Origin of the sequence: Corallococcus carmarthensis (assembly GCF_003611695.1) — a bacterium.
GTDB classification, from domain to species: Bacteria; Myxococcota; Myxococcia; order Myxococcales; family Myxococcaceae; genus Corallococcus; species Corallococcus carmarthensis.
Genome location: NZ_RAWE01000092.1, coordinates 1 through 26598, shown reverse-complemented (window position 1 = coordinate 26598; position 26598 = coordinate 1). Strand labels below are relative to the sequence as shown.

The following is a 26598-nucleotide window of genomic DNA, read 5'->3' as shown; positions in this document are numbered from 1 at the left end:
TGCCCCGCACCTATCCAACGGGGTGACCGAATCATGGCGATGGAGGCAACGGCAGTCACGCGGGAGCTCATCTGGCGGCGCGTGATGGATGAACTGGGGTTCGAACATGCACGGGTGCGGCGCGGTCCGGAGGGCACGGAGCTCTCCGGTGTGATTCTCGTCGCGGAGCAGGGTGCACCGCTGAGGGCAGAGTATTCAGTCGTCTGCGATGGAGCGTGGCGCACGCGCCGGGTGAGCGTGACGCAGTCCTGGCGAGGCGAACACCAGACGCTCACGCTGGAGCATGACGGGGAAGGCCACTGGCGGAAGAACGGCCGGGCCGAGGAGGAGCTGGCGGGCTGCACGGACGTGGACCTGGGCCTGAGCCCTTCCACCAACGCGCTGCCCATCAACCGGTTGCGGCTTGAGGAAGGCGCCAGCACGGAGATCCGCGCGGCGTGGATCCGGTTTCCCTCATTGGAGGTGATGCCCGCGCGGCAGGGCTACACGCGCGTGGGCCCCGCGCGCTACCGATATGAGAGCCTGGAGAGCGGCTTCAACGCCATGCTGGACGTGGACATGGACGGGCTGCCCATTGAGTACGCCGGCATCTGGCGCAGGCTCGCGGAAGGGCGCGCCGCGCCGGAGCCCGCGTCGCGGAGATTCGTGGACGCGCTGGTGAGCCCGGGCCCTTCGGACGAACTGGGCGACGCGGCGGCCACCTTCGGGTGGTTGGTCGGAGGCTGGGCCGGGACCATCCAGGACCACGACCCGGACGGGAGCGTCCGCCAGAGCGAGGGCGAGTGGTGGTTCCACTGGGTCCTGGAGGGACGGGCCCTCCAGGACGTGTTCATCGTGCCGTCGCGGCGCGCCCCCGCGCAGGCAGGCCCCGGGGCGAACAGGCGCTACGGCACCACGGTGCGCTCCTTCGACCGGACCGAAGGGAAGTGGCAGATCACCTGGATCAGTCCCACGGGCGGCGCCATCAACCGGCTGGCCGGGGGACGGGAGGGCGACCGGCTCCTCCTGTTGGGAGAGCACCACGGAAAGCCCATCCGCTGGAGCTTCTCCGACATCGGGCCGGACCACTTCACCTGGCGCGGGGAGGTGCAGGACGGCGCCGGAAACTGGAATCTCCAGTCGCGCTTCGACATGCGGCGCATCGCCTGAACACCCACAACTCACCGCGTTCCGCTTCGCAGGCGGGAGGCGGCGAGGTCCAGGCGTTCGAGCAACTCCGCGTGCCGGACCCGTGACGCTGCTCCGCCCGCGCGCAGCGCCATGGCGAGCACCTGCGGCAGGTTGAGCGCGGCCCCCGAGCGCAAACGCTGCGGGTACTGCGCGGCCCAGTCCGAGGGGACGCGCAGCGACCAGTTGCGCGCATCCACGGACCCCGGTGCGTTGTACGTGTCGGGCATGCCCATCAGGTCCGCGAAGAACACCATCACGCTGCGCGCACGGCTGGCGAACAGGTCCGCGAACTTCGCCTGCGCGAGCAGACCCGGGTCTTGCGCGAGCTGGTGCGCGAAGGCCTCACGCCCTTCCCCTTCGGGATGCAGCCGCTCGGCGAGGTAGTCCGCCTGGGCGCGCAGCGTGTGTTTCCACTGCCATTCGGAGACGAGCCGCCACAGCGACTTCGTGTCGTGGTTGCCCACCATCACCCAGTCCTCGGGGGCCACGTTCTCGCTGCGGTACACGTCCGCCGGGTTGTTCAGGTCCGCCTTCTGCGTGACGCGGAAGCGGCCCAGGCCATCGCGTGCCATCACTCGCGAGAGTTCATGCGGCAGCGTGCTCAGCACCTCGCACAGCACGTCCTCGCGGGCCCGGCCATGCTCGCGCGCCGTGCGCACCACGGAGTCGAAGAGGATGGCGTACCGGCCCACCTGCTCCTCCGTGAGCCACTTCACCCACCCATCCGCGTAGCGCGGCACCGAGCGGTCCAGCTGGTCCGGAGCCACGATGCAATACCGCGCCAGCTCCGGGTGGTCCGGCAGGTCCGGCGAGGAGAACAACCGCGCCCCACCCTGCACCGCGCGCAGCGGATCCACCGAACCCGCGCGGTACACCCACGGGCACACCAGTCCGTGCGGATGGTCGATGCGCAGCCCATCGTACTCGGAGAGCATCTTGCCCAGCCGCGCGTCCAGATAGCGGAGCACCGGCCCGGGGCCGGAGCCATCCGGAGCCACGTACTGCTCGGGATCCAGCACCGGGTAGTTCCACGGCTGGCCCTCCGGGTTGGTGCGGCTGGGCGGAGCTCCCATGAGGTACGCGTGAAGGAACAGCCCCTGCCGGGCCCACGTGTCCCGGGGCGAGAAGCCAATCTGGAGGTCCCCGTACAGCTTGAGCCCCCACGCCCCCGCGCGCTCGCGCAGGCCCTCGTGTTGTTCGTGCACGAGGAGCTGACGGAAGGCGTACTGCTCCACCGCTTCGGCGTCGACGGTGAGCAACTCCTGGATGCGAGCCTCCGCCTGCGTCACTTCCCCGGGACGCGGCGCGAACAGGCGCCCATCCAGCGAATCCGCCCAACCGCGCCAGTCATCCGGCGTGTGGTGCCTGGAAGCGAGCACGTCGAACAGCGCATCGCGCTCCAACCACTCCCTGTTCTCCAAACGGAAGTCCGCGAAGCGCCGGACGAGCGCAAGGATGGATGCGGGAGCGTCCACGCGGTCACGCTCCCGGCGGAAGGTGTCCCACGCCTCCTGGAGCGCCAGGGCCTGCCCCCGGCACGCGGACTGGTAGCGCGCCTCCGGTCCACCCTCCCCGGGAACTTCGGAAACGAGCCGGGCCAGCGTGTCATCGGACAGCAACGCGCCCCACGGACCGTGCGGATCCGTGAGCGGCGCGAGCGCCACGTTCAGCGTGTTGCGCGAGAACAACGTGCCGTCATACGGCGACGGGTTGTGCGCGGTGGTCTGTCCCTGCGGCCCCAGCTGGATGCCGGTGAAGCCCATGTCCCGGGCGAAGGAGAGGAAGCGCGCGGCGCCCTCGGAGTACGGCGAGCCGCGCCCCAGGTCCTCTCCCGGGAGGCCGGGGAAGCTGGGGTCATGGATGCTCAGGACCCAGCGGGTGACGCCCAGTGCTTCCAGGGCCTCGGTGACGAGCGAGCGGTGCGAATCGGGCAGCGGGGACAAGGACTCCACACTCCCGACCCTATGGCCCCCCGCCCGATGCGCCAACCGTTCCTTGAGGGTGACGCGAGCATCCTCCCCGCGTCACTCCTGCCGGGCCTGGGGCTGGGGCCGGGGCTCGCCGCCGCCGTGCGCCGGTCCGTGTGCCTGCCCCTTCGCCTTGAACACCCGGCGCAGCTTGCCGGTCATCCACGTGCGGGCATCCGTGAGGATTTCATACACCGTCGGAATCACCAGCAGCGTGAGCAGCGTGGACGTGATGACGCCGCCAATCACCGCGCGACCCAGCGGCGCCCGGAAGTCGCCGCCCTCGCCGTGCCCCAACGCCACCGGCACCATGCCCGCGATGAGCGCGAGGGTCGTCATGATGATGGGCCGCAAGCGGATGCGCCCCGCTTCAATCAGCGCCTCGCGCAAGGGCAGCCCCTTCTCGTGCTGCCATTTGGCGAAGTCGATGAGCAGGATGGCGTTCTTCGCCACGATGCCCATCAGCAGGATGACGCCGATGAGGCTCATGATGTTCAGCGTGTCCCCCGTCACCACCAGCGCCAGCACCACGCCGATGAGCGACAGCGGCAGCGACACCAGGATGGCCAGCGGATCCACGAACGAGCCGAACTGGATGACGAGGATGAGGTACATCAACATCACCGCCACGCCCAGTGCCAGGAACACCCGGCCGAACACCTCCTGCTGATCCGCGGACTCGCCGCCCGTGGACACCTCGTAGCCCGGCGGCACCTTCACCGCCTTGAGCCGCGTCTGGACGTCGTTCATCACCTCCGACAGCGACCGCCCCGCCACGTTCGACTGCACGTTGATGACCTTCTCGCGGTTCAGGTGATCAATCTGGGCCGGGCCCACGGTCTGCTTCACCGACGCCACCTGCCCCAGCGGCACCACCACTGGCGCGCCCGTGGCGGTGGTGCCCACCACCAGCGGCAGCTGCGCCAGGTCGGACGGGTTCTCACGGAACTGCGGCGCCAGGCGCACCATCACGTCGCGCGTCTCGCCAATGGGGTCCACCCAGTCACCGGAGTCCAGGCCCGCGAAGGCCGGCCGCAGCGACTGCGCCACCTGCCCCACCGTCACGTTGAGCTGACCCGCGACGCCCCGGTTCAGCTCCACCTCCAGCTCCGGCTTCTCGCCACGCGTGGACAGCCCCACGTCCACCGCGCCCGGAACCTGCTTGACCTCCTTCATCACCTGCTGCGCCAGCTGGTTGAGCCCCTTGGACTCCGGCCCGCGCAGCTCCAGCTGGATGGACTTGATGGCGCCGCCGAAGCCGCTGGTGAACACCGACACGGACGCGCCACCCACCGCGAGCAGCTCCTGGCGCAGCGTCTTGCCCAGCACCTCCTGGCTCGCCTTGCGCTCCGTCTTCGGCTTGAGCCTCACGTACACCAGCGCCTGATCCACGCCCGGCGAGCGCAGGGGCAGCGGCACGCCAATGGTCGTGTACGTGTACGCGACCTCCGGGTGCTGGCGCGTGAGTCGGGACACCTCCTCCACCTTCCGCCGCGTGTAGTCCAGGCTGGAGCCCGCGGGCGTCTCCACCAGCATCTCAATCTCCGCGCGGTCGCTCACCGGCACGAAGCCCGCGCCGCCGAAGACGCCCTGCAACGCCACCGCGCCCACCAGCGAGCCCACCGCCAGCAGCACCATCGCGAGCCGGTGGTCCAGCGCCCAGGCGATGACGCCCTTGTAGCGGTCCGCCTGCCGGTCGAACCAGTGGTTGAAGCGCGCCAGCCCCCGCGAGATGAAGTTGCGCCGCTCGCCCTTCTCCACCTGCGGATCCGGCCAGTACGCGCTGAGCATGGGGTCCAGCGAGAAGCTCACGAACAGCGACACCAGCACCGAGCACGCGATGGTGAGCGCGAACGGTTTGAACCACTGCCCCGCCACGCCGTACATGAACGCCACCGGGACGAACACCGCCACGATGGAGAACGTCGTCGCCGCCACCGCGAGTCCAATCTCGTTCGTGCCCTCGCGCGCCGCCGTGTAGTGGTCCTTCCCCATCTCCACGTGCCGCACGATGTTCTCGCGCACCACGATGGCGTCGTCGATGAGGATGCCGATGGCCAATGTCAGGCCCAGCAGCGACATCGTGTTGAGCGTGAAGCCGAATGCCCACACGCTCACGAACGACGCCAGCACGGACACGGGCAGCGCCAGGCCGGTGATGACCGTGGAGCGCCAGGAATTGAGGAACAGGAACACCACCAGCACCGTGAGCAGCGCGCCCTCAATCAGCGCCTGCTGCACGTTGACGACGGAGTTCTCCACGCGCGTGCCCGCGTCGCGGACGATTTCGAGCTTCGCGTTGGCGGGCAGCCGCTGCTGGAGCATCTTCACCCGCTCGCGCACGCCGTCCGCGACCTCCGTGGTGCTGTAGCCCTTGGCCTTGATGACCTCGATGCCCACCGACTGCGCGCCGTTGTAGAGCGACAGGGTGCGCGGCTCCTCGGTGCCGGCGAACACGTCCGCCACTTCCCCCAGCCGCAGCGCGCGCCCGTTGCGCTCCGCGATGGGCACCTGCGCGAAGTCCTCCGGCGTCTCCAGGCGGCCCTTGAGCCGGATGGTGCGCTCCTGCAGTTCGGTGTTGAGTCGGCCCACCGGCGCCGCCAGGTTCTGCGCCTGGATCGCCGCCACCACCTGCGCCACCGACAGGCCCGCCGCCTGGAGCGCCGCGGGCCGCACCTGCACCGTCATCTCCCGGTCCACGCCGCCCACCACCGTGGCCTGCGCCACGCCGGGCACCGAGCGCAGGTCCCCCACCACCAAGGGGTCCGCGATGAGCGTCAGCGCGGGCACGTCCAGCGCGTCCGACGTCAGCACCAGCGACACGATGGGTTGGTCCGCCGGGTCGAAGCGCGTGAGGATGGGCTCCTCCATCTCCTGCGGCAGATCCGCGCGCTTGCTGGAGATGGCGTCCCGGATGTCCTGCGACGCCTCCTGGATGTCCTTTTCGAAGTCGAAGAAGACCGTGAAGTTCGCCAGGCTGTCCGTGGAGCTGGACGTCGTCTTCTTCCCGTCCACGCCGGAGATGGCGAAGATGGCGTCCTCGATGGGCTCCACGATTTCGCGCTCCACCGTGTCCGGTGAGGCCCCTGGGTACGCGATGGTGACGTTGATGACCGGCTGCTGAACGTCCGGGAACTCGTCCGTCTCCAGGTTGATGAGCGCGACGATGCCGAACACGACGAGCGCCACCATCGCCGTGATGGTGATGATGGGGCGCTTGATGGCGAAGTCGGAGATGAACACGGACGACTCCTGCGGTGCTTCAAGAGGTGGAGACGCCTGGCGCTACTTCGCGGGAGCCTGGGCCGGAGGCGTGGGCACCCCGGCCGCCGCCGGAGCCTGCACCGGAGCCTGCGTGGGCCCGCTGCCACCCGACGCGTTGCCCGCGCCGCCCACGCCCTGCTGGGCTTCCGGGGGCGCGGCGGGCCGCTGCTTCTTCGGCCCTTCCGGCGCGGCGGTGAGCTTCACCGGCGTGCCGTTGGTCAGGTCCCGCGCGGAGCCGAGCAGCACCACGTCCCCGGCCTTCAACCCCGAGCGCACCTCCACGGTCTGCGCCACGTCGTCCCGCAGGCCGGTCGCCACCGCCACCTGCTCCACCTTGCCGTTGGTGATGCGCTGCACGGTGGGCGGCTCCTGGCGCGTGTCCAGCGCGTCCACCGGCACGGCCAGCGCCTCCTTCGCCTGCGACGCCACACGCCCTTGCGCGAACAATCCGGACAGCAGCGTCTGCTCGCTGTTGGGGATGCTCACGTAGATGCGCACCTGTCCCGTGGCCGGATCCACCGCCGGGTTGATGCGCTCCACCTGGCCCTTGAAGGCCTGGTCCGCGTAGCCGTTGACGCGGAAGTCCACCTGCGTGCCCACCTTCACCTGGCCCAGCTGCGCCGCGGGCACGGAGGCCTCCAGCCGCAGCGTGGCGGGGTCCACCACCGTGAAGAGGGGCGCGCCCGGCTGGACGATGTCGCCCGCGTTCACCGTCCGCTCGCTCACCACGCCCGCGAAGGGCGCGGTCACCTTCGTGCGCGCCAGCTGGTCCTGCGCCACCTTCAGCCGCGCCTGCGCCTCCGCCAGCTGACCCTCCGCCTGCGTCCGCGCGAGCTGCGTGCGTTCGAAGTCGCGGCGGGTGATGACGCCCTGCTTGACCAGGGTTTGATTGCGCTGTTCATCCGTCTTCGCCACCTGCAAGGCATTGCGCGCCACGCGAAGGGTGGAGCTGGCCGCCAGCACCTGCTCGCGCAGCGTGTGCTCCTCCACGCGCGCCAGGAGCTCGCCCTCCTTCACCGCCTGCCCCTGGTCCGCCGTCACGTCCAGGATGCTGCCGCCCACCTCCGCGCGGACGCTGGCCAGCCGCCGCGCCTGGAGCGACCCGGAGATGACGGGGCCACTCTCCAGCTTCATCGGCTCCACCCGCACCACGTTCTCCGGCCCCAGCGACACCACCGCGGGCGTGGAGGGTGCGACGGCCTCCTCGGAGCGCTGTCCGCAGGCGCCAGCCAGCCAGACGACGGCCAGCACGGCGCCCAGCCGTGGACCCGTGCGCCGGGCGCGACGGCCCGCTGTCGTTTCCGTTCGTCCCACGGCCTGCCTCCCCGGACTCCGATGCCTGACGCACCGGGCTCCAACCCGGGGGCGTCCCCGGGGCCGGGTAAACGTGGTGCCGCCCCCCCGCCCGGGGAAGTCGTGCCACCACGGACCGTGAACCTGGAGAACACGCCTGGCCCGTCCCCCTGGCAGGCCGGGAGCCGGGCCCACGACCTCCCGAAAGACAACGGCCTCCGTCCCGAGCAACCGGGACGGAGGCCGCGAAAGACAGCACGCGACAGGTCTAGTGGACCGCCGCGCTGGAGCTCAGGAACGACAGCGTCAGGCAGCTCTGGTTCGCCACCTGGTCGAGGAACGTCTGGCGCCCCAGCACTTCGTTGAAGGTGCGGGTGGGCGAGCCGTCCGCGCGATCCGGCACGGTGAGCGGGCCGCTCAGGAAGGGCGACAGGCCGCCCACCTGGTTCACGTGGGTGAAGGGCGTGCCAATCTCATCGCCGTGGCAGCCGTCGCAGGTGTTGAGCGAGAAGACGTGGCGGGCCTGGCGGTTGGGGATGGTCGCCGGCGGCTGGCTCCAGAACGGAGGGTTGGCCGGGTTGGCGAAGGTGGACGTCACGATGGCGCGGCCCCCGCGGAACGCACCGGTGCTCCACGCCAGCGGAACGGTGTACGTGGGCGGCAGGGCGACGATGGGCGGCACGTTGGCGTTCACGTAGGACGGGAACAGGGTGTTCTTCGTCACGCGGTCCGGCGTCTGCGCCACGGTGTGGCTGTTGAGCAGCCCCAGCACCGGGCCCGGCGAGGCGAACGACGCGGGGTTGATGGTGTTGTTCCAGAGGCGGAACTCGCGCAGCTCCCAAGGGTTCAGCAGCCAGTTCTCGTTGGTGCGCACCTGGTTGATGGAGCTGCGGTTGGGCTTGCGCGGGGACAGGTCGCGCCTGGCGAACTGTTCGGTGAGGGCCTCCAGCGCCGCGTTGTACGACGCGCTGCCCAGCGGCAGGGACGACAGGGCCTGCCACTGCTGCGCGTACGTCTTGATGGACACACAGTCGTTCTTGTCCACCCCGTACTCCAGGATGACCAGGAAGGGCACCGTGTGGCACGCGGTGCCCGTGCCCTCGGTGGCGGCGAAGATGAAGCGCCCCTCACCCGCGCGCCCGGAGCCGTAGGCGGGGTTGTTGCCCGCCAGGTCCAGCCGGTTGACGACGGCCAGCAGCATCATGGGCGACTTCGTCAGGTCCAGCGCGCCGCCCACCTTCGGCCACGGGTTGACGAGCTTCGTCACGATGTTCCCGCGCGGCGGGGAGGTGAAGGTGTTGACGGTCTTCGGGGCCTCCCACTGCCGCAGCCACTCACGCACGAAGGTGGACGGGGCCACGCCGGTGAACGGCTGGTTGGCCATCTCCGTCATCAGGTAGTTGAACGTCCACTTGCCGTTCGGGTTGCCCACGTTGGTGCACGGGTTCCACGTGCGCGTCGGGTCCCCCACCACGGACGGCGCCCGGATGATGAGCGAACGCGCCGGGTCCACCAGCGTCGCCAGGCCAATGGGGCGGATGGGCACGCGCTGGCCCACCGGGAACTGGGTGGACAGCGCCGTCACCGGGACGGTGCGCACCAGCTCGCGGCCCTCGAACACCGCGGTCGTCAGCGGTTCCTGCGACTGGGACTGCGCCTGTGTGATGCGCTGCTGCTCCGCTTGGAGCGCCACGAAGTCGAAGGTGCCGCTGGCGAGGAAGAGCAGGTCGCCCGCCACCGGGTCGCCGCCCTGGCCGTCGTCGCGGAAGAGCAGCTGCTGGGCGCCGTCCAGCATCGTCAGCGTCTGGCCCCGGAACTGCTCGTTCTGCGCGCGCTTCGCATCCAGCTTCAGCTCGAACACCGCGGCCGTGGCCTTGCTGGCCGCGCCCTGCGGGATGGCGAACAGGGACTCCACCACGGGGCGATCAGGCACCACGTCGTCCTCGTCCGTCACCGTGTTCAGCGCCGCCTCCAGGTTGCCGGACGGGTCCACGGCCTGGGCGGAGGAGTCCGCCTGGGGCGCGGAAGGCGCGGGGGTCTCGGACGTCTCAGGGGCGGGCTGGCCACAGCCCACCGCCAGCGACGAGGCCAGGAGCGCGAACGGCAGGCGCCGCCCCAGCTTCCGGGAATGCTTCCACAGCGAAGACAGCTCAGACTTCATGGGGTGTGCTCCACTCACGACGGGGGTACCGCGACGACAACCTCGCGATGGGGCACCCTCCCCCTCACCGTGAGCGGAACCCTGGACACACCGGTCCCGTCCCCCTCCGTGAATGCGGAAAACGCCCCATCGCGCTCCGGTCCTTGCGACACGGAGGCGAATGGAGCGTTCTCATAACATGAAACACTGACATTTATCGACTTCCAGATTTTGTAACCTATTCCGTTACAAGTCTGGGGTTGCCGTAGCCTGTCAGGCTACAAACCGCTGACGCCGTAGGGCGACTCGCTGATGAGGCGGGTGCCGGACTGGAAGTGGCTGGTGCTGCCGCAGTCCGGGATGGGGTTGAAGCCCGAGCACGTCACGGGCACGTGGGCGCGGGTCTCCGAGGTGAAGCAGCGCGCGCCGGCCTCGTTCCACTCGGCCTCCACGCTCCAGGACTCGGTGTCCGCCTGGACGCCCACGCCGTCGTAGAGATTGACCCACTGGCCATCGGTGGTGTGCGAATCGCCGTTGCCGCAGAAGTCGGCGCGCACCATGCGGGTGCAGGCCTGGTGGTGGCCCGCCAGGCTCTGGCCGTTGGAGGCGGTGGCCCAGGGCTTGTAGCCAAAGTGCATGCACTTCGCGATGGCGGCGCCCTCGCAGGCGAAGGTGAAGGCGGTGGTGTCTTCAATCTTCTCGCCGCCGCCCGCCACGCCCTGGAGGTAGTTCCAGCGGCCGGCCACGGCGATGGCGGAGACCGCCGCGCCGTTGGAGTCCTGGCACACGGAGCGCCAGCTGCCGTCGGTGCCCTGGTAGGAGACCTGGTAGGACCAGAGGTCGTTGTCGCCGCCGCTGCCCTGGGTGATGCCGTCCACTCGCAGGGGCAGGGTGGTTCCGTCGCCCAGCTTGCCGACGAAGCGCGCCCCGTTGAAGCCCATGCCCACCACGGGGTTGGCGCCGTCCAGGCCGACGAAGGCCGAGCCCTGCAGCCGCACGTTGGTCAGCTGCTTGCCGGAGGCGGACAGGGCGCCCGAGTACGCCACGGACACCAGCATGCCGCCCAGCTCGCTGTTGTTCAGGTTGCGTCCATTGAGGTTGCGTCCATTGAGGTTGCGCCCGTTGGGAGACACGACCTCCGCCACTTGCGTGCGCAGGGAGGGAGCGTCGAGCTCCGACGATTCCGTGCCACAGCCCACCGCCACGACGGCGAAACACGCCGCGACCACTCGCTGCAACGTCCTCATCTGGATGCCCCTTCCCGACCCCGACCCCAACCCGCACCGTCTTTCACGGCACAAGGTCCGTCCGGGGGGTGGGAGCGGCAACCGCGTCAGGCCCGTCCGGGCACTTGCAGCGTCCAGTGGCTTCCAGTTGGCAGCGACCCCGGGGCGAGGCCCGCGGTTCCCGGGGGGTTCCAGTGTCCGGTGGTGCTCAGCCGCCGGACACGGGCGGGTCCGCGCACACGCGCAGGCCCACCGTGACGTCGCGCAGCGAGGCCTCCGGCAGCTCGCGGTTGGAGGACCGCGCGCTCGTCACGTTGAAGGTGAAGCTTCCCCCCCGGGCCACCGGGCGGCCCGGCTCCAGCCACGAACGTGTCCACTCCCACACGTTGCCCGCCATGTCGTCCGCGCCGAAGGGGCTGCGGGACGCGGGGTGGCTGCCCACGGCATCCGGGCCGAAGCCGCCCGGGTCCTTGCCGTAGGTGACGTCCACGTTGGCCTCGTCCGGGCCCAGCCGGTTGCCATGGGGGTACTCGCGGCCGTCCACGCCGCGCGCGGCGCGCTCCCACTCCAGCTCCGAGCACAGCCGCGCGCCCGGCACCCGGCCGGACGTGGACAGCCACATCACGTAGGCCTCCGCGTCCGCGAAGCTGATGCCGCTCACGGGGAACTGGCGCCAGTCCTGCTCCGTGCGCTGCGAGCGCCGGGCGTACCGCACGGGCTCGCCCGTCCGCGCCGTGTAGCGCTCGCCGCCGGGCTGGAAGCGCAGCCGCCAGCCATTGCCGTCCGGTTCCAGCGACAGGCCTCCCGCGTAGCCGCCCGTGCCCACGCGGGGCTGGCGCGCGGCGCGGTCCTGGGGGGGCAGGGCCTCCAGGTACTGGAGCCAGTCCGCGTACGTCGTCTCGTGGCGGGCGATGAGGAAGCCCTGCACGGGCACCGTGTGCAGCGGGGTGGCGTTGAAGAAGTCGCGCACGCTGGACTCGGCGGCGCTGCCGAAGCGCACGTCGCCCGGGGGCACGTAGGCGAACCCCGGCGGGAGCGAACCCGCGCGGACGAGCGGCAGCACGACGCGACGCGACTCCCCACGCGTCAGGAGCAGCGGCTGCACGGATTCCTCGTGGCCCGGCGCGCGCACGGTGAGCTGGTAGGCCCCCGGAGGCACGGTGACGTCGGTCCAGGGCAGCGCGCCCGGAGAAGGCAGCGGCTCGCCCACGACCTCCGGCCCGCTGGCCTCGAGCGACACGGGACGCAGCTCCGCGGAAGCGCCGGGCGCATCCACCTGGAGGGACAGGTGCGCGGGCGTGTTCCAGCGGCTCCAGCGCGCGCCGTCGACGTCGTAGAGGCGCATGCGCTGGAGCAGCGCGGGCAGCACGGGCTCGCGCTCGCTTTCCGCCCACAGGGCGCGCTCGTAGAGGAAGTCCGCCAACGCGTCGCGCACGTCCGTGCGGGCGGGGGCCAGCGCCAGGGCGCGCTCCAGCCGGTCCGCCACGGCGTCGAAGTGGTGGGACAGCTGCCCGGCGTGGCCGGCCACCTTCGCCCAGCCGCGGTCGCCATCCGCCTTGTGGCCCGTGTCGTAGAGCTGGAAGGCCTCCGCGCGCTCGGCCTGGAGCGCGTCGCGTTCGCGTCGCACGGCGTCCATCTCCGAGTCGGCCGAAGCCAGCTCGCCGCGCACGCGCGCATCGAGGATGTTTCGCTCGCGCCACTGGAGGCCCAGGTAGACGATCCCCAGCGACGCGAGGAAGCCCAGCGCCAGCCCCACCTTCAGGCGCCGGCTGCGCACACCGGTGCGGCGCGAGGTGCTGAGGAAGGACTGCTCGCGTTGGGTGAGCTCGGACGGCTCCAGCAGCGCCGTCTCCGCCAGCTGGCGCGGGCCCCAGAGCGACTCGCGCGCGTGGCCCAGGCGCTCCCACTGCGCGGCGGCGGCCTCCAGGCGGGCCTGCACCTCGCGGCGCTCGCCCGCCTCCACCAGCCAGCGGGCCAGCGTGGCCCAGCCGGTGAGGAGCGCTTCGTGGGCCAGTTCGTACGCGGTGCCACCCTCCCCTTCGCGCGCCACGAGCAGGCGCGCGCGCACCAGGGCCTCCAGCGCGGCGCGGTAGCGCGGGTCGTCGCCCACGAGCTCGCGGTCCGTCTTGCGCGCGCGGGTGCCGTCGGCCGTCACCAGGCGCAGCATCACCCCGCGCGCCGCCGAGCGTTGATCCGGCAACAGGCGCGCCACCGCGGCGTCGGCATGCCGGGCGAGCGCGCCGGACACGCCGCCCAGCGACTCCAGCGCCGCCTGGGTCATGACGCCCCGGGATTCGTCGCGCGCGTCCCACAGCTCCGCCAAGGCGAACTGGAGCAGCGGCAGGCCGCCATCGGAGGCCGCCGTGGAGGCGACGAGCGCATCCACCACGGCCTCGGACTCGAAGCGCACGCCCTTCACGCGGGCGGGGCCGACGATGGCCTCGCGCGTCTCCTCCGGGGTGAGCGCGCGCAGGAGGTACAGCGCGTGCGGCACCTCCGGGCCCAGGCCGGGCACGGCGGTGAGGCGGGTGAGGAAGTCGCTGCGGCCGGTGGCGAGCAGCCGCAGCCCTCCGGCGGCTTCCGTGAGCGACCCCAGCGCGGCGCCCGCGAGCGCGGCCTCCTCCGGCGGAGACAGCGTCACCAGTTCCTCCAGCTGGTCCATGTAGAGGAGCAGTCCGCCCTGCGTGCCCAGCTTCGCGCGCAGCCTGCGGGCGAGCGACGTGGGGTCCTGGCGCAGCGTCTCCGCGAGCGGCTCCTCGTCCACCTCCAGCACCGGCGCGAGCGCCACGGCCAGCGCGGACACGGGCCTGCGGCCGGGCACGAGCCGCGCGGTGCGCCAGCGCCGGCCGTCCTCCAGCGCGCCATCCGCCACGGCGGGGAGGATGCCCGCGAGGCACAGGGACGACTTGCCCACGCCGGAGTCGCCCGTCATCAGCAGGAAGGCCTCCGCCTTGAGCCGCTCCAGCACGGAGCGCTGCTCGCGGCGGCGGCCGAAGAAGAGGGCGCGGTGCTCGGCCTCGAAGGCCTGGAGGCCGCGGTAGGGATTGCCCTCCGGAACGGAAACCGGCGTCTCCTCGCGCGTCAGCGCCTCCAGCGCGTCGAGCAGCTGCGCGGCGGACGCATGGCGCTGGGCCGGATCGCGCTTGAGGCACTTGTCGATGGCGGCGGCGAACCCCGGGTCCACCGACGGGGCCACCTCCAAGAGGGGACGGACGTCGCGCGTGCGGACGGCTTCGGACAGCTCGCGCCAGGGCACGTCGCGGAAGGGCCCCCGGCCCGCGCACAGCTCGTAGAGCACGACGCCCAGCGAGTACACGTCGCTGCGCGCGCTGAGCTCCTCGCCGGCCCAGGCCTCCGGGGACATGTAGTAGGGCGTGCCCACCAGCGCGCCGCGAGGCAGGGACGGCAGGAAGACGCCGTCCAGCGAGCGGGCCCCCAGGGCGGGGCTGGATTCCGGATCCCAGTCCGCGGGCAGCTCCGGCGGCGGCAGGGGCGCGCGCGGCGGGGTGGGCTCGCTGGCCTCGGCGCGGTCGAGCAGCTTGGCCAGGCCGAAGTCGAGCAGCTTCACCTCGCCGCTCTCCGTGAGGACGGCATTGCCGGGCTTGATGTCGCGGTGGAGCACGCCCCGGCGGTGGGCAGCGCCCAGACCCCGGGCCAGGTCCCGCCCGATGCCCAGCGCGCGCTCCCAGGGCACCGGCCGGGCCAGCCGGTCCAGGCTGACGCCCCGGATGAACTCCGAGATGAGGTACGGCTGATCCTCCAGCTGGCCCACCCGGTACAGGGTGACGACGTTGGGGTGCTGGATGCGGGCGGCGGCGCGGGCCTCCACGAGGAAGCGCGCCAGCGCGTTGGAGCCCAGCGACGGGATGAACTTCACCGCGACGGGGCGCTCCAGGAGCGTGTCGTGTGCCAGGTACACCCGGCCCGTGCGCCCCCGTCCGAGCGGCCGCACGATGCGGTACTCATCGAACTCCTCGGGAGGAGTCCACGCATCGGGTGGAGGGGACGAGGCGGGAGAGCCCACCAGGGTTGCCTACGTTTCCCGCGTCCGTGGGTCAACCGGGGGGCCCGCGGGAGCCCGGCCCGGCGAAGGGTGCCGCACCCGAGTGTCCATCCATGGACACTCCCGGGTGGAACCTGGGGTTACTCCTGACCCGAGCGGGGCTTCGCCTTGCTGGGTTTGAGCATGTTGCGGATCTTGTTCTCCAGGTCCTGGGGCAGACAGGGCTTGGCGACGAACTCGTCCGCGCCCACGGAGAGGGCGTGCTCGGCGTTGCCGGCGAGCACGTGGCCGGTGAGGGCCATCACGGGGATGTCACGGGTGCGGGTGTCCTGCTTGATGCGCCGCGTCGCCTCCCAGCCATCCATGACGGGGAGGGACAGGTCCATGAGGATGATGTCCGGCTCCCCCTCCTGGGCCTTCTCCACGGCCTCCAGGCCGTTCCGGGCGGTGTCCACCTCAAACCCGCAGAACTCCAGGTATTCGGCGTACATCTCGCGGGCGTCGTCGAAGTCGTCGACGACGAGGACGCGCTGCTTGGCGGAGTTCACGGGAGCGGGCCCACCGCTCGCTGTTGGCTCACCCTCGGGTGTTGTCATGACCGCGTTCTTCATGGAGCAGAGGCCTCGCATGCAGGGGAGGGGCGGGACGAATCTAAACACGTCCACCGAAAAGCGCCCGTTCTCGCAAGATTTCCCTGGACGTATCCCAGGGTAGGTCCGTTGTCCGCTGAGCGACAGGGGGACAGCGGACGACAGTGTAGGTGGGTGGAAGGACTGGGGGGCCTAGTGGTTGAGGTGGTGGACGTCGATCGCCCAAATGAACGTGTCGGCCGACTGGACCTTCTCCGTCCACGACACGATGGGCTCGTCGTCCGCCGCGAGGGCGAAGTCGGGGATCCCCCACAACAAGCTGCCTGGGTTTGGTTTCAAGATGCCGCCCAGGGACTCCCATTGGGTTCCGGTCCAGCGTCGTGTCTGGCCAATCCGACTGGCCGTCTCGGTCGCGGAGGGCGCTTCACTCGCGAGCACGACCAGCGACCCGTGGGAGTCCAGCGCCATGGCGTCCACCCCCCGATCCGTCCCGCCGGCGATGTCCGCCAACGGCTCGCCGACCGTCACCCAGGTGGATCCATCCCATTGCTTGATGAGCCCTGCGCGCACCCCATTTCCCCAGCCGCTCCCCCCCACGAACACTCGTCCAGCGTCATCAACAACACGGGTCATTGGCAGCAAACCAAGACCTGCGGAGAACTCCGTCCAGGCAGTCCCATTCCACTGCATCACACGCCCGACCGCGGCCTTGCCCGATTCGGTCTCGCTAAAAGTGAGGACCGGTCTTCCAGACACATCCAGGTCGAACCCCATGTAATTGACAGTCGCCGCACTCTTCATCGGCACTGGCGCAGCCATTGAAACCCAACTGCTTCCATTCCACTGACGGAACACGACTTGTTCCTGCGTGGAGTTGCGCTCGCGCCATGCCACAACAGGAAGACCTCGGACACCGGAGCTGAAACCCATCCACGGGATGTAGCCCTGCGTGAGGCTGGTTGTCATGAAGGTGCCCATGGGCTCCCAGGCTGTGCCATTCCATCGCCGGACATGGATCTGGCTCTGGGAGCCGGTGGCATATTCCAACCACGCGAGCATCGGGCGGCCTACAGGGTCGAGCTGCAACGCATTTCCCCAAACGTCGCTGCCCGTGGCTCCAGACAGAGGAGCCCCCAGGTACTCCCAGTCCTCGCCCGCCCAGCGTTTCGCGCGGACCGTCCCGTTTTGCGTCCACGCCACGACAGGCCGGGCGTCACTTCCCACTCGAAGTGACGTCTCAACGGCGGTGCTCTCCTCAATCTTTCCAAAAATCTGCGGCGCTCCCCACTGGAGATAGGCGGGCACGGACCACCCCCACGCTGGCCCCGTGGACTCAAGCCGGTTACCGGCGAAATCGACAACCGTGTCTGCCATCACCACCTGGATTCGCTGGTTGACCGGCAGGGGAGACGCTGGATTCAAGGTCAGGGTCCGGCCATCCCCTGAAAGGAGAATGCTCGCATCCAGGCGCCCGTCCTCCGCCACCAGTTGAATCGACTGCCCGTTCACGCTGGCGCCATCGAGCGGCTCGGAGAAGGTCGCCTGGATGGGCGTCCGCACAGCAACATTGGAGGCGCTGATGACCGGAACCTGGGCGATCATCCGAGGGCGCGTGCGATCAACCACGACTGTGCGCTCGGCGCTCAGGAAGACATGCTCGTTTCGGAGCGCGCGGACGACGAGCACATGGGCACCTTCTGAAACTCGCCAAGTCTCCCACGTCAACGAATACGGCGCGTCCAGCGTCGTGACAGGAGCGCCATCCACCAGGAGTTCCACACGGTCTGGAGCGGCCCCCGTCAGTTGAACCTGGAGCCTCGCGGTACTTCCGACCCTCACCCCCTCCACGGGCGACATCCATTGGATGCCAATCGGATCCTTCTGCGGATCCGCTCCCGCGTCACTTCCTGGGGGCGTCTCGGGAGGGACGGCGAGGTCAGGAATCTCGATGCATGCCGCGGGCATGAGCAGCATCGCCATCCAGATGAGGCTGAGATTTTTCATGGTGACGCGGCTGAGCAAGAAGGAGTCCATCCGGAAGCAGACATGATCCGCATGCATCCCCGGGATGTTGCGCGTCAGCGACGCGGGGACACGTCTCCATTGAAGACGGGAGGATCCCACCTTGGGGACAGGTTGAAACGAAGATGCCCCCGCGAAGCCTGGGCTTCACGGGGGCATCCAGATGGATTCAACCACCTACGTCAGGATGATGCAGCCGGGCTCAAGGACTAAGGCAGGGCCGGCGGGGGCTGCTGGATGATGCCCGCCAGTTCCAGGTCCGCGTTGATCGGCTGGCCCCAGATGGACTCGTAGACGTCGTTGGTGCCCAGGACGGGCGCCAGGTTGCTGAACACCACCTGGACACGCATCCGGTCCGTGCCGACGAGGGCGTTGCCGCTGTAGATGAAGGAATAGCGGGTGCTGTACCCGGACGGCTGGATGCCAAACACCGGCAGCTCGGCCGGCGTGCGCGTCTGGATGGGCTTCGTCGGCTCGGCCATGTCCAGGGTGAAGCCCTGGCCACTGTTGTTGCCAATCTCACCGAAGGAGTTGCCACCCGTGCCGCCGACGCCGTCGATGTCGGCACCGAGGAGGACCTGGACGGACTGGCCGACCTGCTTCGCGATGGGCGCGCTGAAGGACACGTACACGGTCTCACCAGTATTGAGCTGGAACGCGGCAACCGCCGGCGGCCGGTCCTGCTCCTGGTACCGGAGCTCCGCGATGGTGATCGCCTTCGGAGCGGCCTGGTCGCCGCCGAAGAAGAAGCCCGTGCGGCTGTAGTTGCTGCCACCCTCGGCGGACACCGCGCGCACGAAGATGTTGTACTCCTTGCCCTCCTGCACGATGCCGTTGGCCGGGGTGATGGTCGCCGAGTAGCCACCGACGTTCACCGAGGCCGTCACCGGCAGCGACTCCTTCGCGTACTCGTCCGTCAGGCGCACGAAGATGGAGCCCGGCTGCACCGGCTGGTTGAAGTACACGTAGATGGGCTCGCCCGGACGCACCATGTTCCGGAGCGGATCCAGCTCCGTGGTACCCTTCAGGCTGGACACGTTGCCGCCCTCGATGGTGAGCGCCACGTTCGACGGCTTCGAGTAGGCCAGCTGCGCGAGCGTCGTCACGCTGGTGCTCACGATGGAGGCACCCGAGTAGCTCTTCGTGTAGCCGCCCGTGTCCACGACCCCGTCGCCGTTGGAATCCATCGGCGCGATCCAGAGGTTGTAGGTGCCGTTCAGCCGCGCCAGCTCCACGCCCGCGGGCACGCCGCTGAAGGTCAGGACGCCGTTGGAGTCCGCAGTGGCCTCCACGTAGACCTTGCTCACCACGGAGGCGGCCTGGTCGTAGTTGCTCAGGATGACCGAGCCCGCCTTGTCCACCTCCAGCACGCCCTTCGCGCCCACCGCCGGACGGCCCGCCGGCGTCACCACGTTGACGGTCAGCGTGCTGTTCAGCTGCGTCAGCGTCACCGGACCGAAGCTCGCGTTGCCGTTGTTGATGGGCACCGTGCCCGCGGACGACGGCACCGTGGAGGTCGCGCGCAGCGTCGAGAAGCCGGTCTTGCTGAACGTCAGCAACACCTGCGCGCCCGCCGGCACGTCCGTCATCACGAAGTTGCCGCTGGCGTCCGTCGTCGCCGACTTGCCCGTCGGCTGGCTGCCAATCGTCATCGCGACCGTGACGTCCGCGATCGGCTGCAGCGTCGTGCTCAGCACCTGGCCCGACACCGTGCCCTTCGGCGTGGAAGGCACCACCACCGACACATTGTTCGGATCACGGATGCCGTCCGCGACACCATCGTTATCCGCGTCAGTCGGGTCACCGCACCCCCAAACCATCAGCGGCAACACGGCCATCAGCACTTGCTTCTTCATCGTCCCCACCTTGAATTTATGACGGAATTTTCACGCCCCAGCTGCTCCCAAAGGGCGGAAATCGGACACTCCCCGACCCGGGCCTGCGCCGTCAAGGTGGGGTAATTTCTACCCCTGCACCTTGGGATAGGATGACTCGCCATGTCAGACGTCAACGACCCCTGCCTGGGCTGCGCCATTGTTCACGGAGAGGCACACCCACCAGGTGGCGTGCTCGCCCGGGCGCCCGGGTTCGTCCTCCACGCGGTGGCGTCCCCCAGCCCCGTCCCGGGATGGGTGGTGCTCACCAGCGATCAGCATGTGCGCGGTTGGTATGACCTGGACGAAGGGGCCTCGCGGGAGCTGGGCCCGTTCGCCGCCCGGGTGATGCGCGCCCAGAGAGCGGTGCTGGGCGCGGAGCACGTCTACGCCTTCGCCATTGGCGACGTGCTCCGCCACTTCCACCTGCACCTCGTCCCCCGCTTCGCGGACACCCCGTCCCACCTCCGGGGTCGGGGCGCCTTCGACGCGGCGCCGGCGGAGCACCTTTCGCCGGAAACGCTGGAAGCCGTGGCCCGGCGGCTGGCGGCGGCGCTCGCCCGCTGACCCATGCCGGGCGTGCTCCGGGCGCCTGGGAGGCCCAGTGTCATGGACCTGACACCGTATCGGGGGAAGAATGCAGGCGTCCTCATGCGTGCGTTCCCCCTCGGCCCCTGGCTGCTGTCCCTCTGGCTCCTCACCGCCGGTCCCGCGCTCGCGGACAACACGGCGGACGAGGCGGACATCGCCTTCGAGCTGGGCAACGACGCGTACTCCCACGGCAACTACACCGAGGCGCTGCGCTCGTACTTCACCAGCTACCGGCTGGTCCCCAACCGCAACGTCCTCTTCAACATCGCGCGCTGCTTCGAGGCCCTGGGCAAGTTCAACGAGGCGTACCGCTACTACAACGACCTGCTCGGCGAGGACCTGCCGGCCGAGGATGCCTCCGAGGTCACCCGCTCCCTGGAGCGGCTGCGCCCCAAGGTCGCCCTGGTGCGCGTCACCACCAACCCCCGGGGCGCGGACGTCTTCGTCGACCGCACGGACCTGGGCAGCCGGGGCCGCTCGCCGCAGACGCTCGCGCTGTCGCCGGGCCGTCACAAGGTCCTGGTCCAGAAGTCCGGCTACCGCCCCACCGAGGCCACCGTCACCGTCACCCGGGGCCGGGAAGTGCCGGTGGACCTGGACCTCAGCCTCATCACCGGCATGGTGGACATCACCGGCACCCCCGAGGGCGCGGAGGTGCGTGACAGCCCCACCGGCCCCCTCCTGGGCCGCGTCCCCGCGAAGCTGCGCCTGTCCCCGGGCCAGCGCGTGCTGCACGTGCGCGCCCCCGGCCACGCGCCCGGCCAGTACGTCATCGACGTGCCCTCCGAAGGCACCCTGCCGCTCGCCGTCACGCTGAACGCGCAGACGGCGCCCAGCGGCCGCGTCGTCGTCACCGCCAACCACGACGGCGCCACCGTGCGCGTGGACGGCCGGCCCGCGGGCTTCACCCCCACCGTCGTCACCCTCCCGCAGGGCGAGCACGTGCTGGAGGTGGAGAGCCGCGACGTGCGCCCCGTGCGCCAGAAGGTCACCGTCGTCCCCGACCAGGAGGTGAAGGTCCACGCCACCCTTCGCTACGAGCCGCCTCCGGTGCGCGCCGCGTCCAAGCGCCTGCTGGCCGTGGACGAGGCCCCCGCCTCCACCACCGTGCTCACGCCGGAGGAGCTGCGCGCGTTCGGCTGGCGCACCCTGGCGGAGGCGCTGGCGGGCGTGCGCGGCTTCTTCCTCACCGATGACCGGACGTACACGTACCTGGGCGTGCGCGGCTTCTCTCCGCCGGGTGACCTCAACACGCGCATCCTCATCCTCTGGGACGGCCACGCGATGAACGACGTGTGGGCCGGCCAGGGCTACGCGGCGCACGACCTCAGCGTGGACCTGGAAGAGGTGGAGCGCATCGAGGTGGTGCGCGGTCCCGGCAGCGCGCTGTACGGCACGGGCGCGTTCTTCGGCGTCATCAACGTGGTGCCGCGCGAGTCGCTGGGCCTGGACCGGCGGCTGGAAATCACCGGCGCCGTGGGCGCGCTGGGCTCCACGCTCGTGCACGCCACCACGTCGTGGGAGGACTCGCAGCGCTCCATCCTCTTCAGCCTCGCGGGCATGAAGTCCCATGGCGCGGACACCACCCGGCTGGGCGACCCGGGCCCCATCGTCACCGGCCTGGACGGCGAGAAGGCCGGCACCGGTTCGCTGCGCGCGCGCATGGGCAACCTGTCGCTGGTGGCCCAGTTGCACGGACGCAGCAAGGACGTGCCCACCGCGCCCTACGGCACGGTGGTGGGCGCGCAGGGCACCCGCGTGCAGGACGTGCGCGGTTTCGCCGAGGCGAAGTACGAGCGCCCCCTGTCCGAGCGCTTCGTCCTGTCCCTGCGCGGCGCCCTGGACCTGAGCCGCTACCAGGGCCACTGGAACTACGACGGCGGCGACAGCACGGCGACGAACACCGACTCCGGCGCGGCGGACTGGCTCACCGCCGAGGCGCGTCTGCTGGCCGGACTGTCCGACGACAACCGCCTCACCGTGGGCATGGAGGGCCAGTACCAGCTGCGCGTGGACCAGAAGAGCGTGGGCCCCGCGGTGGAAGCGCCGCTGAGGCAGCGCACACGCTCGCTCGTGTCCGTGTACGCGCTGGACGAGTGGCGCCTGCACCCACGCCTGAGCCTGTCGCTGGGCTTCCGCGTGGACAAGTACTCCGACCTGGACTCGCTGCCGCTCACGCCGCGGCTCGCGGTCATCGGCCGGCCCTATGAACAGGGCCTCACCAAGCTCGTCATCGGCCGCGCGTTCCGCGCTCCCAACGTCTACGAGCTGTTCTACCAGGACAACTTCCTCACCCAGCGCCCCGCGGAGCAGCTGGAGCCGGAGACCATCACCACCTTCGAGGTGGAGCACTCGCACGACCTGACGCACGAGCTGCGCGTGACGGTCGCCGGCTACCACAACCGCATCTCCCAGCTCGTCACGCTCACCACCGAGTCCGCGGCCACGCCTGCCTGCGGCACCGCGAGCGCACCCACCCAGTGCCTCGTGTACGCGAACAACTCCGGCGAGACGCTGGCGTGGGGCGCGGAGGCGGGGCTGCACTGGCAGCCGGGCCGCTGGCTGCTGGTGGACCTGAGCTATTCGTACGTGACGCTGCGCAATGCCTCGCAGGACGTGGTGGAGGCCGCGCCCACGCACCTGGCCTCCGGGCGCTTCCTCCTGCCCGTGGGCAACGGTGACATGCGCATCGCCACGCAGGCCACCTACCAGAGCTCCCGGGTGAGCGGCGTCTCCGGCGCGGACGGCGGTGAGGCGCTGCTCGTGGGCTTCGGCGTGTCCGGCGACTACGGCCGGCTGCGCTACTTCGCCGGTGTGAACAACCTGCTCGACACGCGCTACGCCTTCGTCGTGAGCGACGACGTGTCCGCGGGCCCCGTGCCCCAGTACGGACGCACCTTCAACCTCCAGCTCACCGGCAGCTTCTGACAGACTCCCGCGCCATGAACGACCTCCGCTTCGACTTCATCGCCCCTCGCCACCCGCTCTACGCGGGCGAGCTGGAGCTGCGCTTCCGCGTGCTGCGCGAGCCCCTGGGCCATGCCCGCGAGGACGTGAAGTTCCCTTTCGAGGACGACAGCCTCCACCTGGTGGCTCACGCGAACGGCGACGTGCTGGGCTGCGTGCTCTTCCACCCGGAGGACGCGCACGGCGGCCGGCTCTTCCAGATGGCGGTGTCCCCCTCGCTGCAGAAGAAGGGCCTGGGCGCGAAGCTGGTGCGCGCGCTGGAAGAGGAGCTGCGCACGCGCGGCTTCCGCCACGTGCACCTGCATGCGCGGACCCCCGTCGTCCCCTTCTACGAGCGCCTGGGCTACACGCTGTACGGCGAGCCCTACGAAGAGGTGGGCATCCCCCACCGCAACATGCAGCGCGATATCTGAGACTCAGGTCGCGGAGACCTGGGTCGCCGGCAGGCGGCGTCCGCTCCAGAGCACCACCACCAGCGCCGTGAGCGACATGCCCGCGCCCACCGCGCATACGCCCGGCCAGCCCGCGCGCGTCCACGCCGCCATGCCCGCCCACGCACCCGCGGCGCCTCCCACGAAGTAGGTCACCATGTAGAGCGTGTTGAGCCGGCTCCGGGCGTCGGGCCGCAGCGAGTACACGCGCGCCTGGTTGGCGATCTGATTCGCCTGCGTGCCCAGGTCCAGCAGCACCACGCCCAGCGCGATGCCCCACAGCGAGTGCCCCACGAGCCACAGCACGACGAAGGACGCCAGCAGCACGGCGATGGCCAGCGCGTTGATGCGCCGGTCCCCGCGCTGGTCCGCGTAGCGCCCCACGAGCGGCGCGATGGCCGCGCCCGCCACGCCCACCACCCCGAAGAGGCCCGCCACCTGCGCGTCGTAGTGCCCCGGCAGGGAGCGCAGGTAGAGCGCCAGCGTGGCCCAGAAGGCGCTGAACGCGCCGAAGGTCAGCCCACCCAGCAGCGCATGCAGCCGCAGCACCGGCTCCGTGCGGGCCAGGTGGATGAGCGACCGCATCAGTTGCGGATACGGCATGGAGGCCAGCGGCGGCTGCGCGGGCAGCATGAAGCGCAGCACCACGCCCATCACCCCCATCAGGCCCGCGGCCACGAAGAACATGGTGCGCCAGCCCAGGTGCGTGCCCACGAAGCCCGCCGCCGTGCGCGACAGCAGGATGCCGATGAGCAGCCCGCTCATCACCGTGCCCACCACGCGCCCGCGCTCCGAGGGCGCCGCGAGCTGCGCCGCGAAGGGGATGAGCATCTGCGGTACCACCGTGGTGACGCCGATGGCGAAGCTCGCCGCCACCAGCACGTGCAGGCTGGGCGCGAGCCCCGCCGCCACCAGCGCCACGCCCACGCAGCCACACAGCAGGAGGATGACCTTGCGGCGCTCCAGGCTGTCACCCAGCGGCACCAGGAACAGCATGCCCACCGCGTAGCCCACCTGCGTCAGCGTGGGCACCAGCCCCAGTGCGCTGCCGTCCGCCCCCAGCGTCCGGCCGATGTCTCCCAGCAGGGGCTGGTTGTAATAGAGGTTCGCGACGGTGACGGCGCCGGCCACCGCCATCAGCCAGACGAGCGAGGGACGAAGCGAAACAGCAGGTGCGGGGTCTGAAGGCGTCTGCATGGCGGGCGGCGCAACGGATAAGCCCCACCCGGGTGCGCTTCAAGCAGGACCTGCGCGTCCTCCGCCGTCCGGGCGGGCAGGCCGTGCGTGCCCCCCTTCCCCACGGAGCCCGCGCGCGGCAGGCTGCGGGCCATGCTTCGTTCCCTTCTGCTGTGCGCGGTGCTGGCCCTGGCCGGCTGTGATGGCGACTCCTCCTCCTCCGGTGACCCCGCGAAGGTGACCTACGCCGACTCCCTGGGCGTAAACCTGTCCGCGATGAACAAGAGCGAGTCCGGGCTCTACACGCAGGACCTGGCCGTGGGCACCGGCACGGAGGTCATCAAGGGAAGCCGCGCACAGGTGCACTACACCGGCTGGTTGCCGAGTGGCTCCCAGTTCGACAGCAGCCGCGGCGGCCAGCCCTTCACCTTCGCGGTGGGCGCGGGCCAGGTCATCAAGGGCTGGGACGAGGGACTCGTCGGCATGCGCGTGGGCGGCAAGCGCAAGCTCGTCCTCCCTTCGGACCTGGGCTACGGCTCGAACGGCTCTCCCCCGGTCATCCCGGCCGACGCCGTGCTCGTCTTCGACGTGGAAGTGATGAACGTCTTCTGACGTCGCGGCTTCAGACGCCGGGCGTTCCCCCGGACACCGGCGGCGCCGGGGGCGTGCGCTTCTTCGGAATCGTGGAGCGGCCCTTCGGGCCCTTCAGCGCCACGCCCAGCAGCATCGTCGCGGGCAGCATCATGCCCAGCCCCTGCGTGAGGTCCTTCGGGGGATGGGTCGCCACGCCCAACACCATCCCAGCGAAGAGCAGACCGCAGATGAGGCGGAGGACGAGGGCGTTCACGGTCGAAGGCTCCCAGGCGGGCAGTGCCCGTTCGAAGGCGGCCGGAGCATAGCGCGCGGCGCCCCGGCGCGCTGTCCGTTAAGGTGGCCCCGTGAGCCCCCTGAAACGCTTCCAGCCCGGGTACGACCCGCCTGCCCGCTCGCGCGACGCCGCGCTCCTGTTCGCCGCGCGCGGCATGGACCTGCTCGTGTCCGAACACGACGGCCGCCTCGACCTGCCCCGGTGCTCGGCCCTGCCGGACGCCGCGGCCAGCGCCCACTTCCTGGGCGTGCTCGACGACACGGACTGCTACGCCACGCCCGTGCCCGGCGACTTCGCGCCTCCGGAGGGACTGAAGTTCGTCCCCGCCCGCTCGCTCTACAAGCAGGTGGACGAGGCGACGTTCGCCGTGGCGGGCCGCGCGCTGTCCATCGCGGAGTGGGACCTGAACCACCGCTTCTGCGGCAAGTGCGGCACGGCCACGCAGCTCGTCCCCGGGGAACGCGCGCGCCGCTGCCCGGTGGACCACACGCCGTTCTACCCGCGCATCTCGCCGGCGGTCATCGTCCTCATCACCCGTGGCGACGAGATGCTGCTCGCGCGCAACGCGTCCTTTCCGGAGCCGTTCTTCAGCACCGTGGCCGGCTTCGTGGACCCCGGCGAGTCGCTGGAGGAGACCGTCCTGCGCGAGGTGAAGGAGGAGGTGGGAGTGGACCTGAGGAACGTCACCTACTTCGGCAGCCAGCCGTGGCCCTTCGGCCGCTCGCTGATGGTGGGCTTCATGGCCGAGTACTCGGGCGGCGACGTCACCGTGGACGGCAAGGAGATCGCCGAGGCGCGCTGGTTCGGCGTGGACGACCTGCCGCGCATCCCTCCCCGGCTGAGCATCGCGCGCCACCTCATCGACACCTTCATCGACCAGGTGAAGACCCGCCGCGCCCTGCCCTGAGTTCCCCGGCCTGGGCTTTCCGGGCCGGGAGCCAGGCGCCGGCCCCGGAATTCCCCGCGCCCCCAGCGGCGTTTCCCCCCGGATGGGCGCACCGGGCTTGACCCCCACC

At 70.4% G+C, this 26598-nt stretch carries 17 protein-coding genes; 6 read left to right on the top strand and 11 right to left on the bottom strand.

Annotation, left to right across the window (positions count from 1 at the left end; translation table 11 throughout):
* Nucleotides 1–33: 33 nt before the first annotated feature.
* A complete protein-coding gene (locus D7X32_RS23440) occupies nucleotides 34–1149 on the top strand; it encodes a putative glycolipid-binding domain-containing protein (protein ID WP_120604800.1) in 1116 nt (371 codons plus the stop codon).
* Between the two features lie 11 nt (nucleotides 1150–1160).
* Here D7X32_RS23440 and D7X32_RS23435 read toward each other — a convergent pair whose 3' ends face one another.
* The 9 genes from D7X32_RS23435 to D7X32_RS23390 form a co-directional block, all read right to left on the bottom strand.
* A complete protein-coding gene (locus tag D7X32_RS23435) occupies nucleotides 1161–3122 on the bottom strand; it encodes a 4-alpha-glucanotransferase (RefSeq protein WP_208752521.1) in 1962 nt (653 codons plus the stop codon).
* A 72-nt stretch (nucleotides 3123–3194) separates the two neighbouring features.
* Complete coding sequence (locus D7X32_RS23430; RefSeq protein WP_120604799.1) at nucleotides 3195–6380, bottom strand: efflux RND transporter permease subunit; 3186 nt, start codon at nucleotides 6378–6380, stop codon at nucleotides 3195–3197.
* Nucleotides 6381–6422: 42 nt separating this feature from the next.
* Nucleotides 6423–7715 (bottom strand): efflux RND transporter periplasmic adaptor subunit, encoded by a 1293-nt coding sequence (locus D7X32_RS23425; RefSeq protein ID WP_120604798.1) that lies wholly within the window; start codon nucleotides 7713–7715, stop codon nucleotides 6423–6425.
* 247 nt (nucleotides 7716–7962) lie between these two features.
* Nucleotides 7963–9855: a hypothetical protein gene (locus D7X32_RS45530; RefSeq protein WP_158625744.1), complete on the bottom strand. Its 1893-nt coding sequence runs from the start codon at nucleotides 9853–9855 to the stop codon at nucleotides 7963–7965.
* Nucleotides 9856–10112: 257 nt separating this feature from the next.
* Nucleotides 10113–11081 (bottom strand): ADYC domain-containing protein, encoded by a 969-nt coding sequence (locus D7X32_RS23410; RefSeq protein ID WP_120604796.1) that lies wholly within the window; start codon nucleotides 11079–11081, stop codon nucleotides 10113–10115.
* 187 nt (nucleotides 11082–11268) lie between these two features.
* The gene (locus tag D7X32_RS23405; RefSeq protein ID WP_120604795.1) at nucleotides 11269–15084 is read right to left on the bottom strand and encodes an nSTAND1 domain-containing NTPase; all 3816 of its coding nucleotides are present in this window, start codon (nucleotides 15082–15084) and stop codon (nucleotides 11269–11271) included.
* 119 nt (nucleotides 15085–15203) lie between these two features.
* Nucleotides 15204–15674, bottom strand: a complete 471-nt coding sequence (locus D7X32_RS23400; RefSeq protein ID WP_120604794.1) for a response regulator — start codon at nucleotides 15672–15674, stop codon at nucleotides 15204–15206.
* Between the two features lie 171 nt (nucleotides 15675–15845).
* A complete protein-coding gene (locus D7X32_RS23395) occupies nucleotides 15846–17687 on the bottom strand; it encodes an Ig-like domain-containing protein (RefSeq protein ID WP_158625743.1) in 1842 nt (613 codons plus the stop codon).
* A 197-nt stretch (nucleotides 17688–17884) separates the two neighbouring features.
* Nucleotides 17885–19531 carry a carboxypeptidase-like regulatory domain-containing protein gene (locus tag D7X32_RS23390; RefSeq protein WP_120604792.1) on the bottom strand — a complete coding sequence of 549 codons (1647 nt, stop codon included), beginning with the start codon at nucleotides 19529–19531 and terminating at the stop codon, nucleotides 17885–17887.
* Nucleotides 19532–19672: 141 nt separating this feature from the next.
* Here D7X32_RS23390 and D7X32_RS23385 point away from each other — a divergent pair, with 141 nt between their 5' ends.
* From D7X32_RS23385 to D7X32_RS23375, 3 genes are all read left to right on the top strand, one after another.
* A complete protein-coding gene (locus tag D7X32_RS23385; RefSeq protein WP_120604791.1) occupies nucleotides 19673–20116 on the top strand; it encodes an HIT family protein in 444 nt (147 codons plus the stop codon).
* Nucleotides 20117–20200: 84 nt separating this feature from the next.
* Nucleotides 20201–23068, top strand: a complete 2868-nt coding sequence (locus D7X32_RS23380) for a TonB-dependent receptor domain-containing protein (protein ID WP_120604790.1) — start codon at nucleotides 20201–20203, stop codon at nucleotides 23066–23068.
* Nucleotides 23069–23082: 14 nt separating this feature from the next.
* Complete coding sequence (locus D7X32_RS23375; protein ID WP_120604789.1) at nucleotides 23083–23520, top strand: GNAT family N-acetyltransferase; 438 nt, start codon at nucleotides 23083–23085, stop codon at nucleotides 23518–23520.
* Nucleotides 23521–23523: 3 nt separating this feature from the next.
* On the opposite strand, the gene D7X32_RS23370 is transcribed toward D7X32_RS23375, so the two are convergent.
* Nucleotides 23524–24735 carry an MFS transporter gene (locus D7X32_RS23370; RefSeq protein ID WP_120604788.1) on the bottom strand — a complete coding sequence of 404 codons (1212 nt, stop codon included), beginning with the start codon at nucleotides 24733–24735 and terminating at the stop codon, nucleotides 23524–23526.
* A 132-nt stretch (nucleotides 24736–24867) separates the two neighbouring features.
* On the opposite strand from D7X32_RS23370, the gene D7X32_RS23365 reads away from it, so the two are divergent.
* A complete protein-coding gene (locus D7X32_RS23365; RefSeq protein ID WP_120604787.1) occupies nucleotides 24868–25326 on the top strand; it encodes an FKBP-type peptidyl-prolyl cis-trans isomerase in 459 nt (152 codons plus the stop codon).
* Nucleotides 25327–25336: 10 nt separating this feature from the next.
* Here D7X32_RS23365 and D7X32_RS23360 read toward each other — a convergent pair whose 3' ends face one another.
* On the bottom strand, nucleotides 25337–25561 hold the full coding sequence (locus D7X32_RS23360) for a hypothetical protein (protein ID WP_120604786.1): 225 nt from the start codon (nucleotides 25559–25561) through the stop codon (nucleotides 25337–25339).
* A 91-nt stretch (nucleotides 25562–25652) separates the two neighbouring features.
* Between D7X32_RS23360 and nudC the strand changes: the two genes are divergently transcribed.
* A complete protein-coding gene (gene nudC, locus D7X32_RS23355; protein WP_120604785.1) occupies nucleotides 25653–26489 on the top strand; it encodes an NAD(+) diphosphatase in 837 nt (278 codons plus the stop codon).
* Nucleotides 26490–26598: the final 109 nt, after the last annotated feature.

Excerpts from the sequence above, each read along its gene's own strand:
- D7X32_RS23440 (WP_120604800.1), top strand. The coding sequence starts at position 34 with ATGGCGATGGAGGCAACGGCAGTCACGCGGGAGCTCATCTGGCGGCGC.
- D7X32_RS45530 (WP_158625744.1), bottom strand. The coding sequence starts at position 9,855 with ATGAAGTCTGAGCTGTCTTCGCTGTGGAAGCATTCCCGGAAGCTGGGG.
- D7X32_RS23410 (WP_120604796.1), bottom strand. The coding sequence starts at position 11,081 with ATGAGGACGTTGCAGCGAGTGGTCGCGGCGTGTTTCGCCGTCGTGGCG.
- D7X32_RS23400 (WP_120604794.1), bottom strand. The coding sequence starts at position 15,674 with ATGAAGAACGCGGTCATGACAACACCCGAGGGTGAGCCAACAGCGAGC.
- D7X32_RS23395 (WP_158625743.1), bottom strand. The coding sequence starts at position 17,687 with ATGGACTCCTTCTTGCTCAGCCGCGTCACCATGAAAAATCTCAGCCTC.
- D7X32_RS23390 (WP_120604792.1), bottom strand. The coding sequence starts at position 19,531 with ATGAAGAAGCAAGTGCTGATGGCCGTGTTGCCGCTGATGGTTTGGGGG.
- D7X32_RS23385 (WP_120604791.1), top strand. The coding sequence starts at position 19,673 with ATGTCAGACGTCAACGACCCCTGCCTGGGCTGCGCCATTGTTCACGGA.
- D7X32_RS23380 (WP_120604790.1), top strand. The coding sequence starts at position 20,201 with ATGCGTGCGTTCCCCCTCGGCCCCTGGCTGCTGTCCCTCTGGCTCCTC.
- D7X32_RS23375 (WP_120604789.1), top strand. The coding sequence starts at position 23,083 with ATGAACGACCTCCGCTTCGACTTCATCGCCCCTCGCCACCCGCTCTAC.
- D7X32_RS23370 (WP_120604788.1), bottom strand. The coding sequence starts at position 24,735 with ATGCAGACGCCTTCAGACCCCGCACCTGCTGTTTCGCTTCGTCCCTCG.
- D7X32_RS23365 (WP_120604787.1), top strand. The coding sequence starts at position 24,868 with ATGCTTCGTTCCCTTCTGCTGTGCGCGGTGCTGGCCCTGGCCGGCTGT.